This window comes from Streptomyces sp. NPDC040432, assembly GCF_055595445.1.
Genome location: NZ_JBVIVP010000001.1, coordinates 284,518 through 303,829 on the forward strand (window position 1 = coordinate 284,518; position 19,312 = coordinate 303,829).

Annotated in this window: 17 protein-coding genes; 7 read left to right on the forward strand and 10 right to left on the reverse strand. The window is 73.1% G+C overall.

The features are described 5' to 3' along the window. The first annotated feature begins 107 nt into the window (after positions 1-107). Both ACZ58N_RS01335 and ACZ58N_RS01340 read left to right on the forward strand, forming a co-directional pair. Positions 108-521, forward strand: coding sequence for a rodlin (locus ACZ58N_RS01335; RefSeq protein ID WP_388892623.1), 414 nt, complete (start codon positions 108-110; stop codon positions 519-521). A gap of 205 nt (positions 522-726) precedes the next feature. Beyond that, positions 727-1,635: a glycoside hydrolase family 19 protein gene (locus ACZ58N_RS01340; RefSeq protein WP_471154145.1), complete on the forward strand. Its 909-nt coding sequence runs from the start codon at positions 727-729 to the stop codon at positions 1,633-1,635. 27 nt (positions 1,636-1,662) lie between these two features. On the opposite strand, the gene ACZ58N_RS01345 is transcribed toward ACZ58N_RS01340, so the two are convergent. From ACZ58N_RS01345 to ACZ58N_RS01355, 3 genes are all read right to left on the reverse strand, one after another. Further along, a complete protein-coding gene (locus ACZ58N_RS01345; RefSeq protein ID WP_471154148.1) occupies positions 1,663-4,422 on the reverse strand; it encodes a helix-turn-helix transcriptional regulator in 2,760 nt (919 codons plus the stop codon). A gap of 241 nt (positions 4,423-4,663) precedes the next feature. Continuing rightward, positions 4,664-6,445 (reverse strand): S8 family peptidase, encoded by a 1,782-nt coding sequence (locus ACZ58N_RS01350; RefSeq protein WP_471155184.1) that lies wholly within the window; start codon positions 6,443-6,445, stop codon positions 4,664-4,666. 439 nt (positions 6,446-6,884) lie between these two features. Then, positions 6,885-7,634, reverse strand: a complete 750-nt coding sequence (locus ACZ58N_RS01355) for a DUF1838 family protein (protein ID WP_471154150.1) — start codon at positions 7,632-7,634, stop codon at positions 6,885-6,887. Positions 7,635-7,913: 279 nt separating this feature from the next. Here ACZ58N_RS01355 and ACZ58N_RS01360 point away from each other — a divergent pair, with 279 nt between their 5' ends. The 3 genes from ACZ58N_RS01360 to ACZ58N_RS01370 all read left to right on the forward strand — a co-directional run bounded on the left by ACZ58N_RS01360 (position 7,914) and on the right by ACZ58N_RS01370 (position 10,343). Next, positions 7,914-8,897 (forward strand): DUF1996 domain-containing protein, encoded by a 984-nt coding sequence (locus ACZ58N_RS01360; RefSeq protein WP_471154153.1) that lies wholly within the window; start codon positions 7,914-7,916, stop codon positions 8,895-8,897. A 109-nt stretch (positions 8,898-9,006) separates the two neighbouring features. Beyond that, entirely contained in the window at positions 9,007-9,609 is a 603-nt protein-coding gene (locus tag ACZ58N_RS01365; RefSeq protein WP_471154155.1) for a sigma-70 family RNA polymerase sigma factor, read from the forward strand. Further along, a complete protein-coding gene (locus ACZ58N_RS01370; RefSeq protein WP_471154157.1) occupies positions 9,606-10,343 on the forward strand; it encodes an anti-sigma factor in 738 nt (245 codons plus the stop codon). The genes ACZ58N_RS01365 and ACZ58N_RS01370 overlap by 4 nt, the downstream gene beginning before the upstream one ends. 426 nt (positions 10,344-10,769) lie before the next feature. Here ACZ58N_RS01370 and ACZ58N_RS01375 read toward each other — a convergent pair whose 3' ends face one another. From ACZ58N_RS01375 to ACZ58N_RS01405, 7 genes are all read right to left on the reverse strand, one after another. Beyond that, complete coding sequence (locus tag ACZ58N_RS01375) at positions 10,770-11,501, reverse strand: DUF7873 family protein (RefSeq protein WP_471154159.1); 732 nt, start codon at positions 11,499-11,501, stop codon at positions 10,770-10,772. Positions 11,502-11,626: 125 nt separating this feature from the next. After that, positions 11,627-12,865, reverse strand: coding sequence for a cytochrome P450 family protein (locus tag ACZ58N_RS01380; RefSeq protein ID WP_471154162.1), 1,239 nt, complete (start codon positions 12,863-12,865; stop codon positions 11,627-11,629). Then, positions 12,862-14,091: a cytochrome P450 gene (locus tag ACZ58N_RS01385; protein ID WP_471154165.1), complete on the reverse strand. Its 1,230-nt coding sequence runs from the start codon at positions 14,089-14,091 to the stop codon at positions 12,862-12,864. Before ACZ58N_RS01385 ends, ACZ58N_RS01380 begins: the two co-directional genes overlap by 4 nt. Continuing rightward, on the reverse strand, positions 14,088-14,723 hold the full coding sequence (locus tag ACZ58N_RS01390) for a GTP-binding protein (RefSeq protein ID WP_471154168.1): 636 nt from the start codon (positions 14,721-14,723) through the stop codon (positions 14,088-14,090). The genes ACZ58N_RS01385 and ACZ58N_RS01390 overlap by 4 nt, the downstream gene beginning before the upstream one ends. Next, complete coding sequence (locus ACZ58N_RS01395; RefSeq protein ID WP_471154169.1) at positions 14,704-15,057, reverse strand: DUF742 domain-containing protein; 354 nt, start codon at positions 15,055-15,057, stop codon at positions 14,704-14,706. The genes ACZ58N_RS01390 and ACZ58N_RS01395 overlap by 20 nt, the downstream gene beginning before the upstream one ends. Continuing rightward, on the reverse strand, positions 15,054-15,455 hold the full coding sequence (locus tag ACZ58N_RS01400) for a roadblock/LC7 domain-containing protein (RefSeq protein WP_281210250.1): 402 nt from the start codon (positions 15,453-15,455) through the stop codon (positions 15,054-15,056). The genes ACZ58N_RS01395 and ACZ58N_RS01400 overlap by 4 nt, the downstream gene beginning before the upstream one ends. Then, on the reverse strand, positions 15,452-17,047 hold the full coding sequence (locus tag ACZ58N_RS01405; RefSeq protein ID WP_471154173.1) for a sensor histidine kinase: 1,596 nt from the start codon (positions 17,045-17,047) through the stop codon (positions 15,452-15,454). The genes ACZ58N_RS01400 and ACZ58N_RS01405 overlap by 4 nt, the downstream gene beginning before the upstream one ends. A 232-nt stretch (positions 17,048-17,279) precedes the next feature. Here ACZ58N_RS01405 and ACZ58N_RS01410 point away from each other — a divergent pair, with 232 nt between their 5' ends. After that, positions 17,280-18,335, forward strand: coding sequence for an ATP-grasp domain-containing protein (locus ACZ58N_RS01410; RefSeq protein WP_471154176.1), 1,056 nt, complete (start codon positions 17,280-17,282; stop codon positions 18,333-18,335). Next, complete coding sequence (locus ACZ58N_RS01415) at positions 18,332-19,132, forward strand: ATP-grasp domain-containing protein (protein WP_471154179.1); 801 nt, start codon at positions 18,332-18,334, stop codon at positions 19,130-19,132. Before ACZ58N_RS01410 ends, ACZ58N_RS01415 begins: the two co-directional genes overlap by 4 nt. The last annotated feature ends 180 nt before the right edge of the window (positions 19,133-19,312 follow it).

The window sequence follows — 19,312 nt, forward strand, 5'->3', positions numbered from 1 at the left end:
GCGAACCGATCGTTGGGCCGCATGGGTGACGCGCGATAACCACCGGCGCCGGACGCAGTTGATCAGGACGTCCCGCCGGGACAGCTCATGCGACAGAAGGATCAACGATGCTCAAGAAGTTCATGGCCACCGCTGCGGTCACCGCCTCCGTCATCGGCACGGGTGCCGTCATGGCCTCCCCGGCGATGGCGATCGGCAACGACAACGGCGTGAACACCGTCAACGGCAACGGCGCTTCGCAGGTCTACGGCAACCAGTCGACCGAGGGTGCGATGAGCCCGCAGCTCGGCGCCATCCAGGGTTCGCTGAACAAGCTCTGCGTCGGCCTGCCCGCGAAGGTCAACGCGCAGTCGCTGGTCGCGGTCCTCGCCAACGTCGGCGTCCAGGACGTCAACGTCCTGTCCAACCCGCAGAACCAGCAGTGCGCCGAGAACTCCACCCAGGCCAAGGGTGACGAGTCGCTGTCCCACATCGTGGACAACATCCCGGTCCTGTCCGGGAACCTCTCGGCCGGCAGCTGATCCGGTCGGCATCCGAACCGGCGTGACGACCCTGGTCGTCACGCCGGTTCGGCGTTTCCGGCCCGCGCCGGCCCTCACACCCCGGTTTGGCACCTGCGCACAATATTTGGTCTAGACCTTGACAGGTCCAGACCACTTCGGTTCAGTGGCGGTAGTCGTCGCCCCCACTCCTCGCGACAACTCCCCCCACCACAGGAGCAGTTACGTGATACGTGCCGTCCGCCGCCGCGCCCTCTCGCTCGTCGCCACCGCCGCAGTCACCCTCGGCCTCGCCGTCGCCCTGCCCGCCTCCTCCGCCTCGGCCGCCCCCGCCTGCGCCACGGCGTGGGCCTCCTCCGCCGTCTACACGGGCGGCGGGACCGTCTCGCACAACGGTCGCAACTGGCAGGCGAAGTGGTGGACCCAGGGCGAGACGCCCGGCACCACCGGCCAGTGGGGCGTCTGGTCGGACCAGGGCGCCTGCGGCGGTGGCGGCGGGCAGGACCCCGACCCGTCCGGCTTCGTCGTCAGCGAGTCCCAGTTCAACCAGATGTTCCCGAACCGGAACCCCTTCTACACCTACAACGGCCTGGTCGCGGCACTGTCCGCCTACCCCGCCTTCGCCAACACCGGCGACGCCACCATGAAGCGGCGCGAAGCCGCGGCCTTCCTCGCGAACGTCTCCCACGAGACGGGCGGGCTGGTGCACATAGTGGAGCAGAACACCGCGAACTACCCCCACTACTGTGACGCCACCCAGCCCTACGGCTGTCCGGCGGGGCAGGCCGCCTACTACGGCCGCGGCCCGATCCAGCTGAGCTGGAACTTCAACTACAAGGCCGCGGGTGACGCCCTCGGCATCAACCTGCTCGCCAACCCGTACCTCGTCGAGCAGGACCCGGCCGTCGCCATGAAGACGGCGCTCTGGTACTGGAACACCCAGAACGGCCCGGGCACCATGACCGCCCACGCCGCGATGGTCAACGGCGCCGGCTTCGGCGAGACCATCCGCTCCATCAACGGGGCGCTGGAGTGCAACGGCGGCAACCCCGCCCAGGTGCAGAGCCGGGTGAGCAAGTACCAGAACTTCACCCAGCTGCTGGGCGTCACCCCGGGCAACAACCTCACCTGCTGATCCGTGCCGGCCGCCGCGCCGCCGGGCTCAGTGCCCGCGCAGCGCGGTGGCCAGCTGCGCGCGGGAGCGGACGTCGAGCTTCTGGTAGATCCGGGTGAGCCGGGACTCGACGGTCTTCACGCTCAGGAACAGCTTCGCGGCCGCTTCCTGATTGCTGGCCCCCGCGCCGACGAGCAGCGCCAGCCGGGCCTCCGCATCGGTCAGGGCCGCCACCCCCGGATGCGGGGCGGCGGCCTCCGGCGTGGTGTCCCGGGCCAGGCCGAGCCAGGGCTTCGCCCCGCCCCGCTCGAACACCTCCGCCGCCGCCAGCAGCGCCGCCCGCGCCGGTGCCCGGCGGCGGCGTCTGCGTTCGACCCGGGCCAGGGCCAGCAGGGTCCGGCCGTGCTCCAGAGGCAGTCCGAGGGTCTCGAAGCGCCGGGCCGTCTCCTCCAGCAGGACCACGGCCGGCTCGGCGTCCCCGCGCGCCGACAGGCACAGCCCCCGGGCCCGGTCCAGCGCGGCCAGCACGGACGTCCGCCCCAGGGAGCGGGCCACCGGGGCGACCCCGTCCAGCAGTTCCGCCGCCCGGCCGGGGGCGTCGGCCGCCACCAGGGCCTCGGCGAGCTCCCCGTGCCAGCGCAGGATCGACGGGTCCACCACCTGCTGGGCGCCTTCCAGCTCGGCCACCCGGCACAGGGTGGCCACCGCCTTCGCGGCCTCCCCGGTGGCCAGTTCGACGGTGCCGAGCGCGTACAGGCCCCGGGACAGGAAGACCTGGTCCTGCTCCTCCTCGGAGGCCCGGATGCCGCGGCGGGCATAGCCGGCAGCCCGGGCGAAACTGCCGCTCGCGGCCTCGGCGGTGGCCGCGACGTACCAGGCGGGGCCGGGTGACAGGCCCGCCTCGATGGTCAGTTCCACGGCCCGGCGCGCGTGCGCGGCGCCGGAGGCGCACCGACCGCGGCGCAGTTCGACCTCGGTGAGGCTGCGCAGCACCTCGAAGACGTCCTCGGCGGATCCGGTCCGTTGTACGGCCGGCAGCAGCGCGAGGAGCTGGCCGTGCGCGTCGCCGAGCCGGTCGTCGAAGAGGGCGTGCCGCACCGCGAGGTACTGGGGCGCGTTGCGCATGCCGAGGGGGACCTCGGGGGCGGGCAGGGCCAAGGCCTCGGCGAGGATGTCCTCGGCGTCGTGGTCCCCGAGGATGCGGCCCATCCGGGCCCGTACGGTCAGGGCCATGGCTTCGGCGACCTGGTCGCCGCCGGCCTTGGCGAGCGCACCCGCCTCGGCGGCGGCGTCGCGGGAGCGGACGGGGTCCCCGTCGCTGAGGTTGAGCTTCCAGGCGATGCGGAGCTGGACGGCGGCCCGCAGCGAGGGGTCCCCGGCGGCGTCGGCCACGGCGTAGGCGAAGGTCTCGTCCAGGTCGGCGAGTGCCTGGCCGGCGGCGTCGATCACGGCGAGACGGGACCGTACCCGCTGGGCGGGCGAGGCGTCGCGGGCGAGGACGGCGCGCGTGGCCCGGCGGGCGAGGTCGGCACGGCCGGCCCAGCCCGCGTCCTCGGCGGCGCCGACGAGGCGGGCGAGCTCCTCCTGGGGCAGGGCGGCGGGGGTGCGTTCGGCCGCGAGCAGCCCGAGTTCCGCGGCGAGGGCGCGCTGGCCGCGGCGGCGACAGGAGTCCGCGGCGGCGGTGATCTCGGCCGCGAGCCGGGCATCGGGGAGGTCCACGGCGAGCGCGCGGTGGCGGACGGCCTGCACCGGATCGTCGACGGCGCCCGCGAGGGCGGCGTGCCCCGCGGAGCGTTCGGGCCAGCCGGCGTCGGCGGCGAGGGCCGTCGCGACGGCGCCCGCGGTGAAGGTGACCGCCCCGTCCTCCCCCACGGTGACCAGCCCGGCGCGTTCGGCCTCGGCGAGTTCGGCCTCCGCGTCGGGTCTACCGGCGCGGCGCAGCAGGGCGGTGGTGGGGCGGGCGGTGAGGGCCGCGAGGAGCAGGGTGCGGCGGGCCCGGGCGGGCGCTTCGGCCAGGAGGCGCCGGGCGACGTCGCGGGCCTGGCCGGTGAGCGGCAGGGTGTCGGCGTGGTGGGCGCCGCCGTCGCGGGCGCCGGCGGCTTCGGCGAGGGAGTGCCCGAGGGCGAGGGCGAGCCGCGGGTTCCCGCCGCTGGCCTGGTGGATGCGGCCGGCGAGCCGGGCGGGCAGGTCGTGGCGCAGCAGCAGTTCGGCGACCTCGTCGGCGCCGAGCGGCGGGACGCGGACGGCCGGGGTCCCGGGCCCGCAGAGCGGTTCGGCGACGGGGGTTCCGGCGTGGACGCACTCGGCTGCGAGGACCCGTACGCGCGGCGGGGTGAGGCGCAGGGCGAAGCGGAGCAGATCGGTGGATTCCGCGTCGAGCCATTGGGCGTTGTCGAGGACGAGGAGGACCGGGCCGGAGGCGGCCAGGGTGCGGAGCACCTCAACGAGGGCGAGCCGCAGCGCGACGTGGTCGCGGCCCGCTCCCGGCGCGTCGGTCTCGCGGCGCAGGAGGGCGATGGCGGTGCGCTGGGGTCCGGCGAGCCGGTCGAGCGCGGCGCGGGGCACGGTGGCGAGGAGGGCGGCGGCGGAGGCCTCCGGTATCCACCGGTCCGCGGCTTCGGGGGCGAGCCGGAGCACGGTTTCGCGCCGGCCCTCGGCGGCGGCCGCGACGGCTCGTGCCACCTCGGTCTTCCCCGCGCCGGCCGGTCCGATGAGGACGGCGCGGCCGTGCGTGGTCAGCGCATGGTCGACCGCCTCGATCAGCTCGCCGTGTCCGACGTTCGCGTCAGCGTTCCCCGTCGCCGCCACGCCACCAGCCTTTCGGTCCCCGGTTCTGTGCCTTTCCTGTGAGACGCGACAATACGAGGTCGACCGCCGGACGGACCCGGATTGTGACGCAGAATTCAGTCGGGCGGCAGGAAAGCACGACGGACCTGCCGGTACGGGAGGTACCGGCAGGTCCGCGCGCTGGGATGGTCCGTACCATCGGCCCGTCAGAACGGAGTTGGGGGGCTCCACGGGGGCCGGGGGGACCGGGGTTCGGTGCGGGTCAGAAGCCGAGGCTCCAGGAGTCGATCTTGCCGGTGTCGCCGCCGGCGTTGTCGTTGACGCGCAGCTTCCAGGTGCCGTTCGCGACCTCGGAGGAGGCGTTGACGGTGTAGGTCTGGTTGATGTTGTCGGTGCTGCCGCCGGCGCGGTTGTGGAGCGTGTAGACGGAGCCGTCGGGGGCGACGAGGTCGACCTTCAGGTCACCGATGTAGGTGTGGGCGATGTTCACGCCGACCTTGAGGGCGGCCGGGGCGTTGCCCGTGACACCGCTGACCGCGATGGAGCTCTCGACCGTGGCGTTGTCACCGATGGCGACGTCCGCGGTGTTCTCGAAGGACGGGGTGGTGGGCGTCGTGGAGGTCACGGCGTTCACCGTCGCGGTGGCGTCCGCGAGGCCGGCGCCGCAGCCGCCGGTGCAGGTCCCGGCCAGCGGGCGGGCGTTGGCCTTGATCGCGGCCTCGATCTGGGCCGGGGTCAGGGAGGTCTTCGCCGACTTCATGAGGGCGGCGAGGCCCGCGATGTGCGGGGCGGCCATGCTGGTGCCCTGGTAGGGCTTGTAGGACTCCGCGCCGGGGGTGGTGGTGCCGGCGTTCAGGGTCGAGAGGATCGCGTTCTCGGGGGTGGTGACGGTGCCGGGCGTGTCGGTGGCGCGGCGGGTCTCACCGCCCGGGGCGGCGATGTCGATGATGGTGCCGAAGTTGGAGTAGTACGAACGGTCACCGGCGCGGTTGGTCGACGCCACGTTGATGACGTTGTTGCAGCTGGCCGGGGAGAAGCCGGACGCGTTCGCGTTGCTGTTGCCGGCGGCGACGACGACGGTCGTGCCGCGGCCGACGGCCGCGTTGATCGCGTTCTGGTAGCTGGTGCCGCAGGTGCCCGAGCCGCCGAGGCTCATGTTGATGACCTTGGCCGGGGTGGCGTTGGCCGGGACGCCCGCGACGGTGCCGCCGGAGGCCCAGGTGATGGCGTCGACGATGTCCGAGGTGGCACCGCCGCACTTGCCGAGCACGCGGACGGGCTGGATCTTCGCACCGTAGGCGATGCCGGCGACGCCCTTGGAGTTGTTGGTGGCCGCGGCGATGGTGCCCGCGACGTGGGTGCCGTGCCAGGAGGAGGTGCTGGCCTTCGAGCCGACGCCGCACTCGCCGTCGGTGGCGTTCCAGTCGCCCTCGTCGGCCGGGTTGTTGTCACGGCCGTTGCCGTCGCGGGCCTCGGAGGAGGTCGAGATGAAGTCGTAGCCGGCGACGATGTTCGGGGCGACGTCCGAGTGGGCCACGTAGCCGGTGTCGATGACGGCGACGGTGACGCCGGAACCGGTGGTCTTGTCCCAGGCGGCCGGCACGTTCATGCCGGCGGTGGGCTCGAAGAGGTCCCACTGCTTGGCGTACTCGGTGTCGTTCGGGGTGACGGCCATGGCGTAGGCGCGGGTGTCCGGCTCGACGTAGGCGACGTCCGGGTCGGCGCGGAACTGGGCCATCACGCCGGCGGCGTCGGCCGGGGCGACCGATCCGCCCAGGTTGACGAGGGCGGCGCCGGTCCCGAGGCGGCGGTCGAACTTCGCCTTCTTGCCGGCCTTCTTGCCCTTCGCGGCGGCGTCGTCGGCGGCCGCGGTGTTGGAACTGGCCTCGGACGCCGAGGACTTGTATCCGACGATGAGGTTCTCGACCGGCGCGCCGGCGGGGGCGGCGGGGGCCGCGGCGGCCGGGAGGGTGGTGGCCGGGTCGTTCTCGGCGGTCACGGCGACCGAGGCGGTCGCGGAGCCGGCGAGGAGGGTGACGGACATGGCCACCACGGATATGAGCCTGCTGCGTCTGGATGCGTGCACGGTGTTCCCTTTCGAGGGCCGTTTCCGGGCAGGCCGGAGCGGCCGGTCGGTGCAGTGTGGGAGGTGAACCGGCGGCTACGGGGCCCGGGCGGACTGGTCAGTCCCCGCCCCGGCCACCGCCGCGCGCCGCGTTGCCCGGCCGCGACGGCGGGGCAGGGCAACGGCGATCCCGGCGATCCGCGTTCCCGTTCCGGTCACACCATGTGGGGTTGGTGCGGGGCGGTTCGGGGCCGGTGGATCGCCGGTGGGCAGACAGTAGGCAACGCGGAGATGAACCCGATACGGGGAAAACCCTTGTCCGGACCCCCACGCCCCCGCCCCCGCCCCCGGTGCGTCGGGGAACGGGGGCGGGGGCGGGGGCGGGGGCGGGGCCGGTGCGGGAGAGGGGCGACCGGGGTTACCGCGGGTCGGTCACCACCGGGTTGAGCCGGCGGAAGTAGGTCCAGCTCGACTCGTTCGGTTCGGTCCACTTCGACGGCGCGGAGGCGAACTCGGGGTGGTGGGCGGCGATGTACGCGCGGGTGCGGTCGGGGACCTCCTCGTACGATCCGAGCTTCGTCCCGCGGCAGTGAAAAGCGAGGCCGCCGGGGCGTTGTCCCTGCTCCATCCAGGGGAGCCAGGGGGACATCCGCATCCAGGACATCGTCGCGGGGACGCTCGGCGCGTCGCCGGCGAGGTCCGCCGCGGGGGCGAAGAACTGGAAGAGCTCCAGGGCCCGGTAGGTGTCGGAGGCGGAGTTCAGCGGGTAGTCGGCGACGGGCAGCGGGGAGGGGTACGCGAGGGGGATCTCCAGGCTGAAGCAGACCTGGTCGCCGAGCTCGGTGCGCGGGACCGGGAAGGGCCGCAGCCTCAGGTTCGCGGGATCGTTCCACACGTGGACCACGGGTTTGTCCTGCCAGGTCTCCAGGATCTCTCGACCGGACGGGTCGAGGTAGAAGGCGGCCTCGCGGGAGAGCATCCGGTAGCCGCCCGTCTCCTCGTCGGCCTCCAGCCGGGCGACGTTGAGGCCCTCGAAGCCGAAGGTCCTCTCGTAGGGACCGTCGGGGGACCAGGTGTGGACGTCGCCCGTCCACCAGAAGGTGACCTCGGCCCCGTCGAGGGAGGCACGGGTGCGGGCGAAGTCGTGGAGGAGTTCAGCCGGTGTCATACGGAGAACTCTGCGCGGGCGCCCTGCGGCCCTGCAAGGCGCTCTCCGGCCGTCCGGGTGCGCGGGGCCGGGCCCGGGTGCCGGAAGCGGCGTACGGGGCTCCGGGGCGGGTGCGCGGGGCCCGGCCGGTGGAGGTTGCTCCCGGGTGCCGACCGCCGCCCCGGGGAAGGGTCCCGGCGGCTTCGGGAGCTCCCCGGGCGACACCTACAATCACACGGGGTTCCCGTCGTGCGGAGCCCCCGTTGACGACCGTACGGAGCAGCCGCAACCGTGACCGCCATGGGCAATGAACACCGACTGCTGTGGCTCGTCGTCAGCCTGGTGCTCGGCACCGGGCTGGTCGCCGCCGTCCTGGGCGCCTCACGGGCCGCCGGCCCGCACCACGGTGGGGTGGCGGGCGCGTACGTGGACATACGCGAGGTGGCGCGGGACGCCGAGCCCCCCGCCCCCGCGGGCCGCGAGGGCTCCGCGGGCACGGTGACCGTGGACTGCGGCCGCAACGCGGAGGGCCACTGGAACGAGGACAACCTGGTGGTGTCCCCCGGTCTGCGGGCCGGCGCCCACCACACCCACGCGTACGTCGGGAACCTGTCCACCGACGCCATGTCGGACGACGCGTCGCTGGCCGCGGCCGCCACGAGCTGTGTCGGCGGTGACCGGTCCACGTACTACTGGCCCGTGTTGCGCCGCCTCGACCGGCCCGGGGACCGGGCCCACGAGAGCTCGGCCGGGCACGGCAACACCGGAGAGATCCTCCCCGAGGCGGCGGTGAGCGTCGAGTTCCGCGGCAGCCCGGTGAGCAAGGTGGTGCCGATGCCCCGTTTCCTGCGGGCGATCACCGGCGACGCCGTCGCGTACACGGCGGGCACGGACGCGGACGTCCGGGCCCGCTGGGGCTGTTCCGGTCTCCCCGACCGCTCGACGACCGACTACCCGCGCTGCCCGGCCGGGAGCCTGGTGACCCGGACGCTGGTCTTCCCAAGTTGCTGGAACGGGCTCGACACCAGCGCGCCGGGACACCGCTCGCACCTGCGCTTCCCCTCCGCGCAGGGCGTGTGCCCGCAGAACACCTTCCCCGTGCCCGAGCTGCGCGTCTCGCTGTCCTACGCGGTGGCGTCGGGGGTCCCGATCGCCCTCGACTCCTTCCCGGAGCAGCGGCACAGCCCGCGCACGGACCACGCCATGTTCGTCAACGTGATGACCGACGAGCGGATGCGGGAGGTCGTCGGCTGCCTCAACGAGGGCCGCGCCTGCCGGACCTGACGAGCACCCCGCCCGCCCCGCGCGAGTGACGCACCTCACGTGAACCATCGGTCCGCCCCCGGCGTGTTCCGACCGCACCACGTAACACGAGGAGGACGGAGAGGGTGAGATGGCCGGACCACTGTGGCCCCGCACTCGGCGGGGCTCGACCGACGAAGCACTGATCAGGACGGTCTACGAGGAGCACGGCCACGCCCTGCTCGCGTACGCGACGCGGCTGACCGGGGACCGGGCCGCCGCCGAGGACATCGTCCAGGAGACGCTGATCCGGGCGTGGCGGCATTCCGAGGTCCTCGTCAACGGGAAGGGCTCGGTGCGCGGCTGGCTGCTCACGGTGGCCCGCAACATCATCACCGACCGGTACCGGGCCAAGGCCGCCCGGCCGGCGGAGGTGTCCGGCTCGTCGGCGGCGCCGCCGGTGGAGGTCGACCACGCGGACTCGGTGGTGGACGCGATGACCGTCCTCGGCGCCCTTGACCGGCTCACCCCGGAACACAGGGACGTACTGACGGAGTTGTACTACCGCCAGCGCAGCGTGTCCGAGGCGGCGGACCGCCTCGGGATACCGGCGGGGACGGTGAAGTCACGCGCGCACTACGCCCTCAAGGCACTGCGCGAGGTGTTCTCGGACAGCGGCAGGGACGACAGCAAGGACAGACGATCAGCCCGGCCGCCCCAGCAGCCCGGCGGACTGCGGGAGGTGGTGGCATGAACCGGCAGCGGCACGAGGAGGAACTGCTCGGACCGTACGTGCTCGGTGTCCTGGACGAGGATGACGTGCGGCGGGTCGAGGAGCACCTCGGCACCTGCTCGGGGTGCCGTGAGGAGGTGACGGCTTTGCGCGAGTTGGAGAGCGTGCTGGGCGAGGTCCCCGAGGAGGCGTTCCTCGACGGTCCCCCGCAGGGCGGCGACCTGCTGCTCCAGCGGACGCTGCGGCAGGTCCGCGGTGAGCGGGCCGCCGCCTCTCGGCGGCGCATCGCGTTCGTGGGAGTGGCGGCGGCCGCTTCGATGGCGGCGGTCTTCTGGGCCGGTACCCGGCTCGGAGGGGACGCCGGTCCGGGCCTCGCGTTGCCTCCGCCGCCGTCGCCGACCGTTTCCGCGGCACCCTCTCCCCCGGTGGCCGGTACTCGGGTCGCCTCGGCGACGGACCGGGGCACGGGCGCGCGGATGACCGTGCAGGTGACGCCGGCCCCGAAGTGGGTGCGGGTGCACGTGGCGGTGACGGGTCTGCCGCCGGGCGAGCGCTGCCGGCTGGTCGTGGTCGCCCGGGACGGTACGAGGACGACCGCGGGGGGCTGGGTCGTGGGCACGGCCGAGCACGGCGAGGGCAAGGGTGCCTCGCTGGACGGTACGGCGGCGGTGGATCCCGCACAGGTGAAGGAGGTCCTCGTCGAGAACGAGGCGGGGCGGACCTTCGTGTCCGTGCCGGTGCCCGCGCCCGCGTAGCGGGGCGGGGAGCGCGCCCCGGCCTCCGGGCCGGGGGCGTGACGGAGCCCGGGAGCATGTCCAGCTCCCGGGCTCCTGTTTGCCACCCAATTGCGCACACCGGCTGCGTTCAAGAACCGGGATCATGCTGAGGCCGACGTGTTCTACCGTTGAACTACCGCGCCACGAGAGAGGCGCAGGGGGGACTTGAACCCCCATCCGTCGGTGATCGTCCCGGTCCGGTCGATCCGGTGTTCGGCGGCGAATACTGAGACTGGAGCGATAGTCTGAATTTGATAGGGGCCGCCTGTACCAGCTTGGGCCACCCCGGCATGTGGTGCCGGGGGAGGGATTCGAACCCCCAAATGACACCCCTGTTTCAGCTTCAACATCAGTTTCAGCTTGCGCTCTCGCGCACCCCCTGCGACACAGGGGGCGATCTCGGGGCTACCTGAAGAGGTAGCCGAACACCGCGTCGCCGACCCGCTGGTCGGTGACCTCGGCGTTGTTGGCCTCCTCGCGGGCGAACTTCACGGCCTGCTGGAGGCGCTCCACCTTGTCGAGGAGTTCGTTGACACGGCGGGCGGGCAGGGCACCGGAGAACTTCACGGTGGTCCAGTAGCCGACGGCGACGTCCTCGTAGTACACCTCGACCTGGGCCGGGTGCTTCTCGGTCGCCTCGGCCTTGACGTGGTTGCGCGGCACCTTCTTGGTGCGGATCGTGCGCACGGCCTCCGTCTTCCAGGAGTCCGTCGACGGGTCGAGGTTCCAGGATTCGGAGGCGTCGAGGACCGGCAGCTTCCGCACGAAGGTGTGCAGGTCGGTCAACTGCTTCTCCAGGAAGAGCAGGTAGGGCACCGGCACCTGGGCGAGCAGCACGTTCCCGTCGACGACGATGTCCGCCGCCGCGGTGCGGTTCGCCCAGTCCTTGGTGGCCGTGACGTCGAAGAGGCGCGTCAGCGTGGCAGCCGTCGACCGCAGCACGTCCTCCGCCTTGACCTGCACCCGGGTGGACTCGGGGGGCAGTTGCTCGCCCTCCTCGTCCTTGGGCTGGTACGTACGCGAGATGCCGGCCAGCAGCGCGGGCTTCTGCACGTCGTGGTGAGCCTGGGTGAGCTCCTGGAGGGACTTGGACTTGACGCCCTTTTCGACTGCGATGATCTGATTCAGCTTCGGCACGTGATCAACCTAGCAACGCCGTTCGTACGATGGCCATTCGATTTCCGCGGCTCGCGGCCGGGCGCACCGCCGGTGCGGCGCCGCCGGCCCCGCCGGACGGGGCGGGGCCGGGACCCTCCGGTCCGCTACGCGGTCAGGTGGACCGGCAGGTCGAAGAGGTCGTTCTGGGTGAGGATCGGCTTGTTGCGCAGTTCCTCGCGGGACACGGCCAGGCGCAGGTCGGGGAACCGGGCGTAGAGCGCGGGCAGGGCCACCAGGGCCTCCAGCCGGGACAGGGCCGCGCCGGGGCAGACGTGGGGGCCGTGGCCGAAGGAGATGTGCCGGTTCGGGGTGCGGGTGACGTCGAACGCTCCCGCCGTCCCACCGTGCTGTGCCTCGTCGCGGCCGAGGGCTCCGAAGGAGACGATCAGGCCCGCGCCGCGGGGCAGGATCCGGTCGCCGACCTCGATGTCCTCGGCGGCGAAGCGGATCAGGACGTGCGAGGTCGGGGTGGCCCAGCGCAGGGTCTCCTCGATGACGTTCTCCCACGGGACCTCGCCCTTCAGGACGAGGGCCCGCTGCTCCGGGTGGGTCTCCAGGGCGACGACGGCGTTGACGATGAGGCTGATCGTCGTCTCGTGGCCCGCCGCGACCATCAGTTGGAGGGTGTTGGTGATCTCCTCGGTGCTGAGGTGGTCGCCGTCCTCGGAGGCCGCGATGAGGGCGCTGGTCAGGTCGTCGCCGGGGTTCTCCCGCTTGGACTCCACGATCCGGGAGAACAGCGCTCCGAGGTCCGCCATCATCTGCGGGACCTCCTCGGGCCGGGTCTGGGTGGAGAAGAACTTCTCGAAGAGGGCCTTCAGACGCGGGTGTTCGGCCGCGTCCACGCCCATGAGTTCGCTGATGACGTTCATGGGCAACGGGTACGCGAAGCCGGCCTTCAGGTCGACGCTCCCGCCGGCGGGGAGCTCGGCCAGTGCGTCGAGCATCCGCGTGGTCAGTGCCTCGATGCCGGCCCGCAGCTTCTCCACCCGGCGGACGGTCAGGGCCTGGGCGACCAGGGTGCGCAGCCGGCGGTGCTCGTCGCCGTCGACGGTGAGCATGGAACGGCCGGGGTTGGCGAGGCCGATCAGCGGCCAGTCCGCGGGTATCTCGTCGCGCTGCCAGGCCCCCCAGACGTTGATGTCCTTGACCACTCTTGGGTCGGTCAGGAGTCTTCTGGCCTCGGCGTGGTGCGTGACGGCGTACACCTCGACACCGCCCGGCAGGACCACGGGTACCAGCGGGCCGGCGGCGCGCAGCGCGGCGCTCTCGGCGTCGAGGTCGGTGACGAAGGGGTCGAGGACGAGGGGGGCGGGGCCGGTGTGGTCGATCGGGCAGGTCATCGGGTGGCTCCAAGGGCGGGGGTCGGGGTGAAGGTCACGGGGAGTTCCGAGAGTCCGCGCAGCCAGGGCGACGGCCGCCGGGTGAGTCCGTCGGCCGGGCCGGCCAGGTCGACGTCCGGGAGTCGGTCGAGGAGGACCTCGATGCCGGTCCGCGCGATGACCTCGGCGACCTCCTGGGCGGGGAACGGGCACCGGTGTTCGCCGTGACCGAAGGAGAAGAAGGCGTTGTTCCCGCCCGTGAGGGACCCCGCGTCGGTGCGTACGTGCGGGTCCCCGTTGGCGGCGGCCAGGCCCAGCAGGACCAGGTCGCCGCGGCCGATGTGCTGTCCGCCGAGCTTGGTGTCGCGGGAGGTCCAGCGTCCGGCGACGTTCTGGGTGGGGGTGTCCTCCCAGAGGACTTCGTTCATGGCCTCGCCGACGCTGTGCCGGCCGCCGGCGAGGGAGGCGGCGAACCGGTCGTCGGTGAGCATCAGGCGCAGGGTGTTGCCGATCCAGTCGGCCGTCGGTTGGTGGCCGGCGGCCATCATCACCATGAGGTCCTGCGCGACCTCGTCCAGGGTGAAGCCCGCGGTGTTCGCGAGCATGCGGGAGGCGACGTCCGGGCCGGGGACGGCCTGCTTCGCGGTGAGCAGGCCGTACATGGACTCGCCGAGGTGGCGTTGGCCCTCCAAGGCGCCCGCCCGACCGTTGATCATGTCGTTCATGGCGGTGACGAGGCCGGGGCCCTGCTCGTCCGAGAAGCCGTAGAGGCGTGCGAGGACGCGCAGCGGCAGGAGCATGGCGTACTCGCCGACGAGGTCGCAGGTTCCCCGGCCGCACAGGCCGTCGATCAGTTCGTCGGCGAAGCGTTCGGCGTGGCCCTTGAGTTCGAAGGGGTCGACGGCTTCGAGGGCGCCGGAGATGACGGCGGCGCGTTCGCGGTGGCGTTCGCCCACGGTGTAGAGGATCGACGGCTGCTTGCGGCCGATCATCGGCAGGAGCGGCCAGTCGGCGGGGATGGCGTCCCACTGGTTCCACAGGTCGGAGTCGCGGGAGAAGAGCTGCGGATCGCTGGTGACCTGGTGCAGTTCGCGGTAGCCGAGGACCAGCCAGGCCGGCACGTCCCCGTCGAGCACGACGGGGGCCACCGCGCCGTGGTCGCGGCGCATCTCCCGGTACAGCTCGATGGGGTCGGTCTGGAAGCGGGGGCCGCCGAGGTAGACGGGCTGGGGCTCGGGGGTGGTCACGGGGTGGGCTCCGGGATCGTGTGCAGGACGGCCGTCTGGTGGCGCTGGAGGTGCTGGAGGTGCTCGACGAGGGAGATGAGCACCTGCTTGCTGGAGGCGCGCGAGCGGGCGTCGCAGAACAGCAGGGGCACCTCGGGGGGCAGGTCGAGCGCCTCCCGGATCTGCTCGGGGGTGTGGGAGGGACCGCCGAAGTCGTTGCAGGCGACCACGAAGGGGGTGCCGTGGTGTTCGAGGCGGTCGATGGCGTACCAGGAGTCGGCGAGCCGGCGGGTGTCCACCAGGACGACGGCGCCGAGGGTGCCGGAGAACAGCCTGTCCCAGAGGAACCAGAACCGTTCCTGTCCGGGGGCGCCGAACAGGTAGAGCACGTTGTGGGCGTCGAGGGTGATGCGTCCGAAGTCGAAGGCCACCGTGGTGGCGGTCTTGGCGCCGACCCCGGAGGTGTCGTCGACGGCCTCGCCCGCCTTGGTCATCGTCTCCTCGGTGTTCAGCGGACGGATCTCGCTGACCGAGCGGACCATGGTGGTCTTGCCGACGCCGAAGCCGCCCACGATGACGATCTTCAGGCCGTTGTCGGCGGTGCTGCTGAGCGCCTGCCGGGGCGTGCCCCGGTCAGAGGTTGCGGAGTCCAACGAGCACCTGCTCCAGGATGTCGAGGTCGGGAAGGAGGTACGTCGAACGCGGGTGCCGGGCGCTGATGCGCCCGGTCCCGAGCAGATCGGCGAGGAGGATCCGCACGATGGACACCGGCAGGCCGAGCTCGGCCGCGATCTCCACGACGGCCGTCGGGAACCGGCACATCCGCAGGATCGCCACGTGTTCGGACTGCATGCCGGGGACCGGGTCGCACTCCGTGACCACCAGGGTCACGAGGTCGAACGCGTCCGAACCGGAGCGGCTACGGCCGCCGGTGAGGGTGTAGAGCCGGTCCGGGGAGTCGTCCCGGCCCGGCCTGCCGCGGCTCAACCCCGGGGCCTGGCGATCAGATGTTCGCTCAGCTGCTCGACCAGTTCGGACATGTTGTGGCCGACGAAGCCGGCGTCGGCCTCCTCGTCGGCGACCAGCGCGAGGTGTGCGCCCTCGCCGGCCTCGACGATGAAGAGGATCCCGCCGTAGAACTCGGCCATCGCCGAACGGACTCCGCCGGTTCCGTCGCCGAACTCGATGGACGCGCCGTGGGAAAGGCTCTGGATGCCGGCGGCGATGGCGGCGAGCTGGTCGGCCTGGTCGACGGAGAGCTCGGGGGTGCGGCACAGCTTCAGGCCGTCACGGGACAGCACGAGGGCGTGCCGGGCGCCGGGGGTGCGCTCCAGGAGTCCTTCCAGGAGCCAGCTGAGCGTCTCGTCGGTGGTGGTGCCGGTCATCGCGTGTTGCCTTCCGGGTGCGGGGGGTTCGGGGGCTGCTGCGCCGAGTTGCCGCGCACGGCCTGGCGGAAGCTGCCGAAACGGGCGGCGGACTGGGACGCGCCGGTGGGGGCGGCCGGGTTGCGGGCCGCCGCTCCCGCGGCGTCGGGGCCCTCGGGGTGGGCGGCGGCCATGGTCCGGCCGCGCCGCCTCCGGGGCAGTCCGCTCTCGCCGATCACCGGGTTCGGGCCGGTGGATTCGGAGTCCTCTGTGCCGGCGGCGGCGTCGGCCGGGCCTTCCGTCCGGGGGGCGTACTGCCGTACCGGCGCCGCGCCGTCGGGTTCGACGGGGCCCTGGTGGGCGGGCTCCGCCTCCGGGACGGCCGGGGGTACGGGTACGGCCGCGAGCGCCGGAGCGGCCGGTGCGGCCACGAGGGCCGGGGCGGGCAGGGTCTCGGCCGCGGTGCGGCTGATCAGTTCCTGCGGCAGCATCATGAGCGCGCCGGTACCGCCGCGCGCGGAGGGCCGGAAGGAGACGGTCAGCCCGTGCTTGCGGGCCAGGCGACCCACGACGGCCAGTCCGAGGCGGGTGCCGGAGAGCCCGGCCAGGTCCAGCGACTCGGCGGTCACGGCCTGTTCGGCGCGCCGCAGCTGGACCTCGCTCATGACGAGTCCGCTGTCCTCGACGGTGATGATGACGCCGGCCGGGACCTCTTCCACGTAGACGTGGACCTCGGCGTTCGGCGGTGAGAAGTTCGCGGCGTTGTCGAGGAGCTCCGCGAGGGCGTGCATGACGCCCTCGGCGGCGTGGCCGGCGACGGCGGCCTCGCTCGTGGAGTGCAGGCGTACGCGCTGGTAGCCGCCGATGCGGCCCATGGCGCCGCGCAGGATGGACTCCATGACGATCGGCTTCGCCCAGCGGCGGCCCGAGCGGGCTCCGGTGAGGACGGCGATGGAGTCGGCGAGGCGGCCCGCCTGGGCGGTGCGGTGATCGAGGTGGAGCAGGTCGCCGAGGACGTCCTCGTCGGCGTGCCGGTGCTCCATGTCCCGCAGGTCGGCGAGCATTCCGGTGGCGAGCGCCTGCATCCGGCCGGCGGCGTTGGCGGCGGCGGCCATCGCGGCGGCGCGGCCGGAGCGGGCGCGTCTGAGCTCCTCGCCGAGGCGCTCGCGGGAGGCCAGCTGGGCGGAGGTCATGCGGTCGAGTTCGGCGGCGTGGGAGGCCGTCAGGTGTTCGCGGTCCGCGGCCCGCGCCGCGGTCAGCCGCTCCACCTCGGCGGTGTGCTCGGCGACGAGGCGGGTGCGCTCGGCCGTCCGGGCGGCCGTCTCCCGGGTCGCCTCGGCGGTGAGGCGGGCGAGATGGGCGTCGCGGTCGGCGAGTTCACGGGTGAGGGCGGTGAGCCGACCCCGCAGCAGACGGGATCCGCGCGCGGTCCAGGTGAGGGCGCAGGCCGCGACCGAGAGCACCAGGGAGCCCGACGCGGAGAACCAGCCGAGCGGTTCGCGGACCGACGACGGGGCCGCGGCCACCGCCGCCATGGAGAGGGCGCCGGTGGCCACTGCGGTGATCAGCAGGGCGAGCGCAGCGGGGCGAAGGGGGGAAGGCGACGCCGTCATCAATCAAAGCCTCAAACCGGGCGTATATGGAAGAGAGGGTTCCTGTGGCAACGAGGGACAACTATAAGAGGATTGCTGATCGTTTAGGAAAGGTCTTGACGGAAGTCACGCTATGTAGCGCCCACTAAGGACAGGTCTGGAGCGGTTTCGGGGCTATGACATGGCATCCTGTGACGTCACAACTCGCCGGACGGGATCGGCGGCGGACGTCCGGGGAATATGGGGAAGGTCCATGAGGCTCTGCTTCCTGGTGGAGGAGCACTACCGCCACGACGGCATGCCGAACGAGGTGATCCGGCAACTGACCTCCTGGGGGCACCGGGTCGACGTCGTCCGGCCGGGCGGCTCGCTGCTGCGCATGGCCGAGGTCGTACGGGCCGGCGCGCACGACGCCTGGGTCCTCAAGACCGTCTCCGGAGGCCCGGGGCTCACCCTCCTGGAGGCCGCGGCGGCCACCGGCACGACGACGATCAACGACGCCCGCTCGATCCGCGGTGTACGCGACAAGGCCCTCGCCGCCGCCCTCGGCAGTGCGCACGGTCTGCCGATGCCGCCGACCTACGCGGTGGCCCGACCCGAACTGCTGGCGGAGGTACCGGACTCGGAGTACCCCCTCGTGGTCAAGCCCGCCGACGGCAGCTCCGGCCGCGCCGTGCACCTCGTACCGTCCCCGGACCGGCTGGCGGAACTCCTCCCCGTGCTCGCGGGCGAGGGCATGCTCATCGCTCAGCCGTACGTGCCCAACCCGGGCACCGACATCAAGGTGTACTGCGTCGACGGCGAACTGTTCGCCACCGAGCGCTGCTCCCCCCTGCACCCCGACCCGGCCGTGCGCGAGCGGCGGGTGCCGCTGCCGGCCGAGGTCGCGTCGATCGCCGCCCGGGTGGGTGCGGTCTACGGGCTCGACCTCTACGGGGTGGACGTGCTGCTCGGTCCCGACGGGCCGGTGGTGGTCGACGTGAACGACTTCCCGAGCTTCCGTCAGGTCCCCGATGCCGCCGCCAGGGTGGCGCGGGCCGTCCTCGCGCTGGCCGGCGCGGGCGGCACCGCAAGGCCGGCGGCGGGGGTGCCGGCGGCGGGGCCCGCCGTGCCCGGAACACCCGCACCCCGGACGCCCGCGCCCGGCATGGCCCTGACGCCCGGGCCCGGGGTGTCCGTGGCCGCTCAGGTCGTCCCCGGCCCTTCGGTGCCGCCGCGGTCCGCGCCCGGGGCTTCCGTGGCGGCGTACTCCGCGCTCCCCCTGTCGATCCCCGCGCAGGCCGTGGCCCGGGCGGGGGACGGCAAGTGAGGATCGCCCTGATCTGCCCCGACCCGGGGCATCCGCTGCTCGCGGCGACCGCGGCGCTGCTCGCCGCGCGACACACGGTGCTGGTACTGGACCCGGCGGCGGGCGCCGCGGCCGCGCGCGGGGCGACGCCCGACGTGTGCCTGCTCAAGGCCCGGACCCCGGCGGCGCTGGAACTGGCCCGGGAGTTGGAGGGACGGGGCTCCGTGGTGCTCAACTCCGCGACGGCCACCGAACGCTGCCAGGACCGGATCACGATGGCGGAATCGGCCCGCGCCGCAGGGCTTCCCTTTGCCACCACCCGTGCGTACGACACCCTCGCGGAGTTGGTTTCCTCGACGGACGGCCGGGCGGACCGACCGCTCGTGGTCAAGAGCCGGCGCAGCCGCAAGCACGACCTGGTCGCCCGGGTCGACGGATCGGACGGGCTGCGGGCCCTGGTGCCGACCTGGGCCCGGGAGCCCGTCGTGGTGCAGGACTTCGCCCCCAACAACGGCTGGGACCACAAGGTGTGGGTCGTGGGGGGCCGGGTCTTCACGGCCCTGCGGCGCTCCGAACTGGCGCCCGGGGCCGAGGAACCGGCCACCTCCCACCACCGACTCCCCGCGCAGTGGGCGGAATCCGCGCTGCGGGTGGGCGGGGTCTTCGGACTGGACGTCTACGGCGTGGACTTCATCGAGACCCTCGACGGCGCGCCCCTGATCGTCGACGTCAACGCCTTCCCGGGGATCCGCGGCCAGGCCGACGCGCCGCGGTCCCTGGCGGACCTGGCCCTGCGCAGGGCCGGATCCACCGGATGACCTCGGCCTGCTTCTCCCCGGCGGAGGCGACGGCCTGCGAGGTGGCGCCGAGCACGGCGGCGACGGCGATCAGCACGGCGGCGACAGCGGCCTTCCCCTCGCGGTCCACGGTTCCTCCCGGGCGGTGACGGTCCGCGGCCCACGACGGCCCGCGCCCGCGTAGCCTCTCACCGGCCCGTC

Bases quoted from the DNA above. Each gene is read 5' to 3' on its own strand.
- ACZ58N_RS01335 (WP_388892623.1), top strand. From the start codon at position 108: ATGCTCAAGAAGTTCATGGCCACCGCTGCGGTCACCGCCTCCGTCATC.
- ACZ58N_RS01350 (WP_471155184.1), bottom strand. From the start codon at position 6,445: ATGTCCGTCACCCTCCTCGCCGGCTCCGCGACCGCCTCGGTCGCCGTG.
- ACZ58N_RS01355 (WP_471154150.1), bottom strand. From the start codon at position 7,634: ATGACACCGGCTGAACTCCTCCACGACTTCGCCCGCACCCGTGCCTCC.
- ACZ58N_RS01360 (WP_471154153.1), top strand. From the start codon at position 7,914: ATGGGCAATGAACACCGACTGCTGTGGCTCGTCGTCAGCCTGGTGCTC.
- ACZ58N_RS01365 (WP_471154155.1), top strand. From the start codon at position 9,007: ATGGCCGGACCACTGTGGCCCCGCACTCGGCGGGGCTCGACCGACGAA.
- ACZ58N_RS01370 (WP_471154157.1), top strand. From the start codon at position 9,606: ATGAACCGGCAGCGGCACGAGGAGGAACTGCTCGGACCGTACGTGCTC.
- ACZ58N_RS01380 (WP_471154162.1), bottom strand. From the start codon at position 12,865: ATGACCTGCCCGATCGACCACACCGGCCCCGCCCCCCTCGTCCTCGAC.
- ACZ58N_RS01400 (WP_281210250.1), bottom strand. From the start codon at position 15,455: ATGACCGGCACCACCACCGACGAGACGCTCAGCTGGCTCCTGGAAGGA.
- ACZ58N_RS01405 (WP_471154173.1), bottom strand. From the start codon at position 17,047: ATGACGGCGTCGCCTTCCCCCCTTCGCCCCGCTGCGCTCGCCCTGCTG.
- ACZ58N_RS01410 (WP_471154176.1), top strand. From the start codon at position 17,280: ATGAGGCTCTGCTTCCTGGTGGAGGAGCACTACCGCCACGACGGCATG.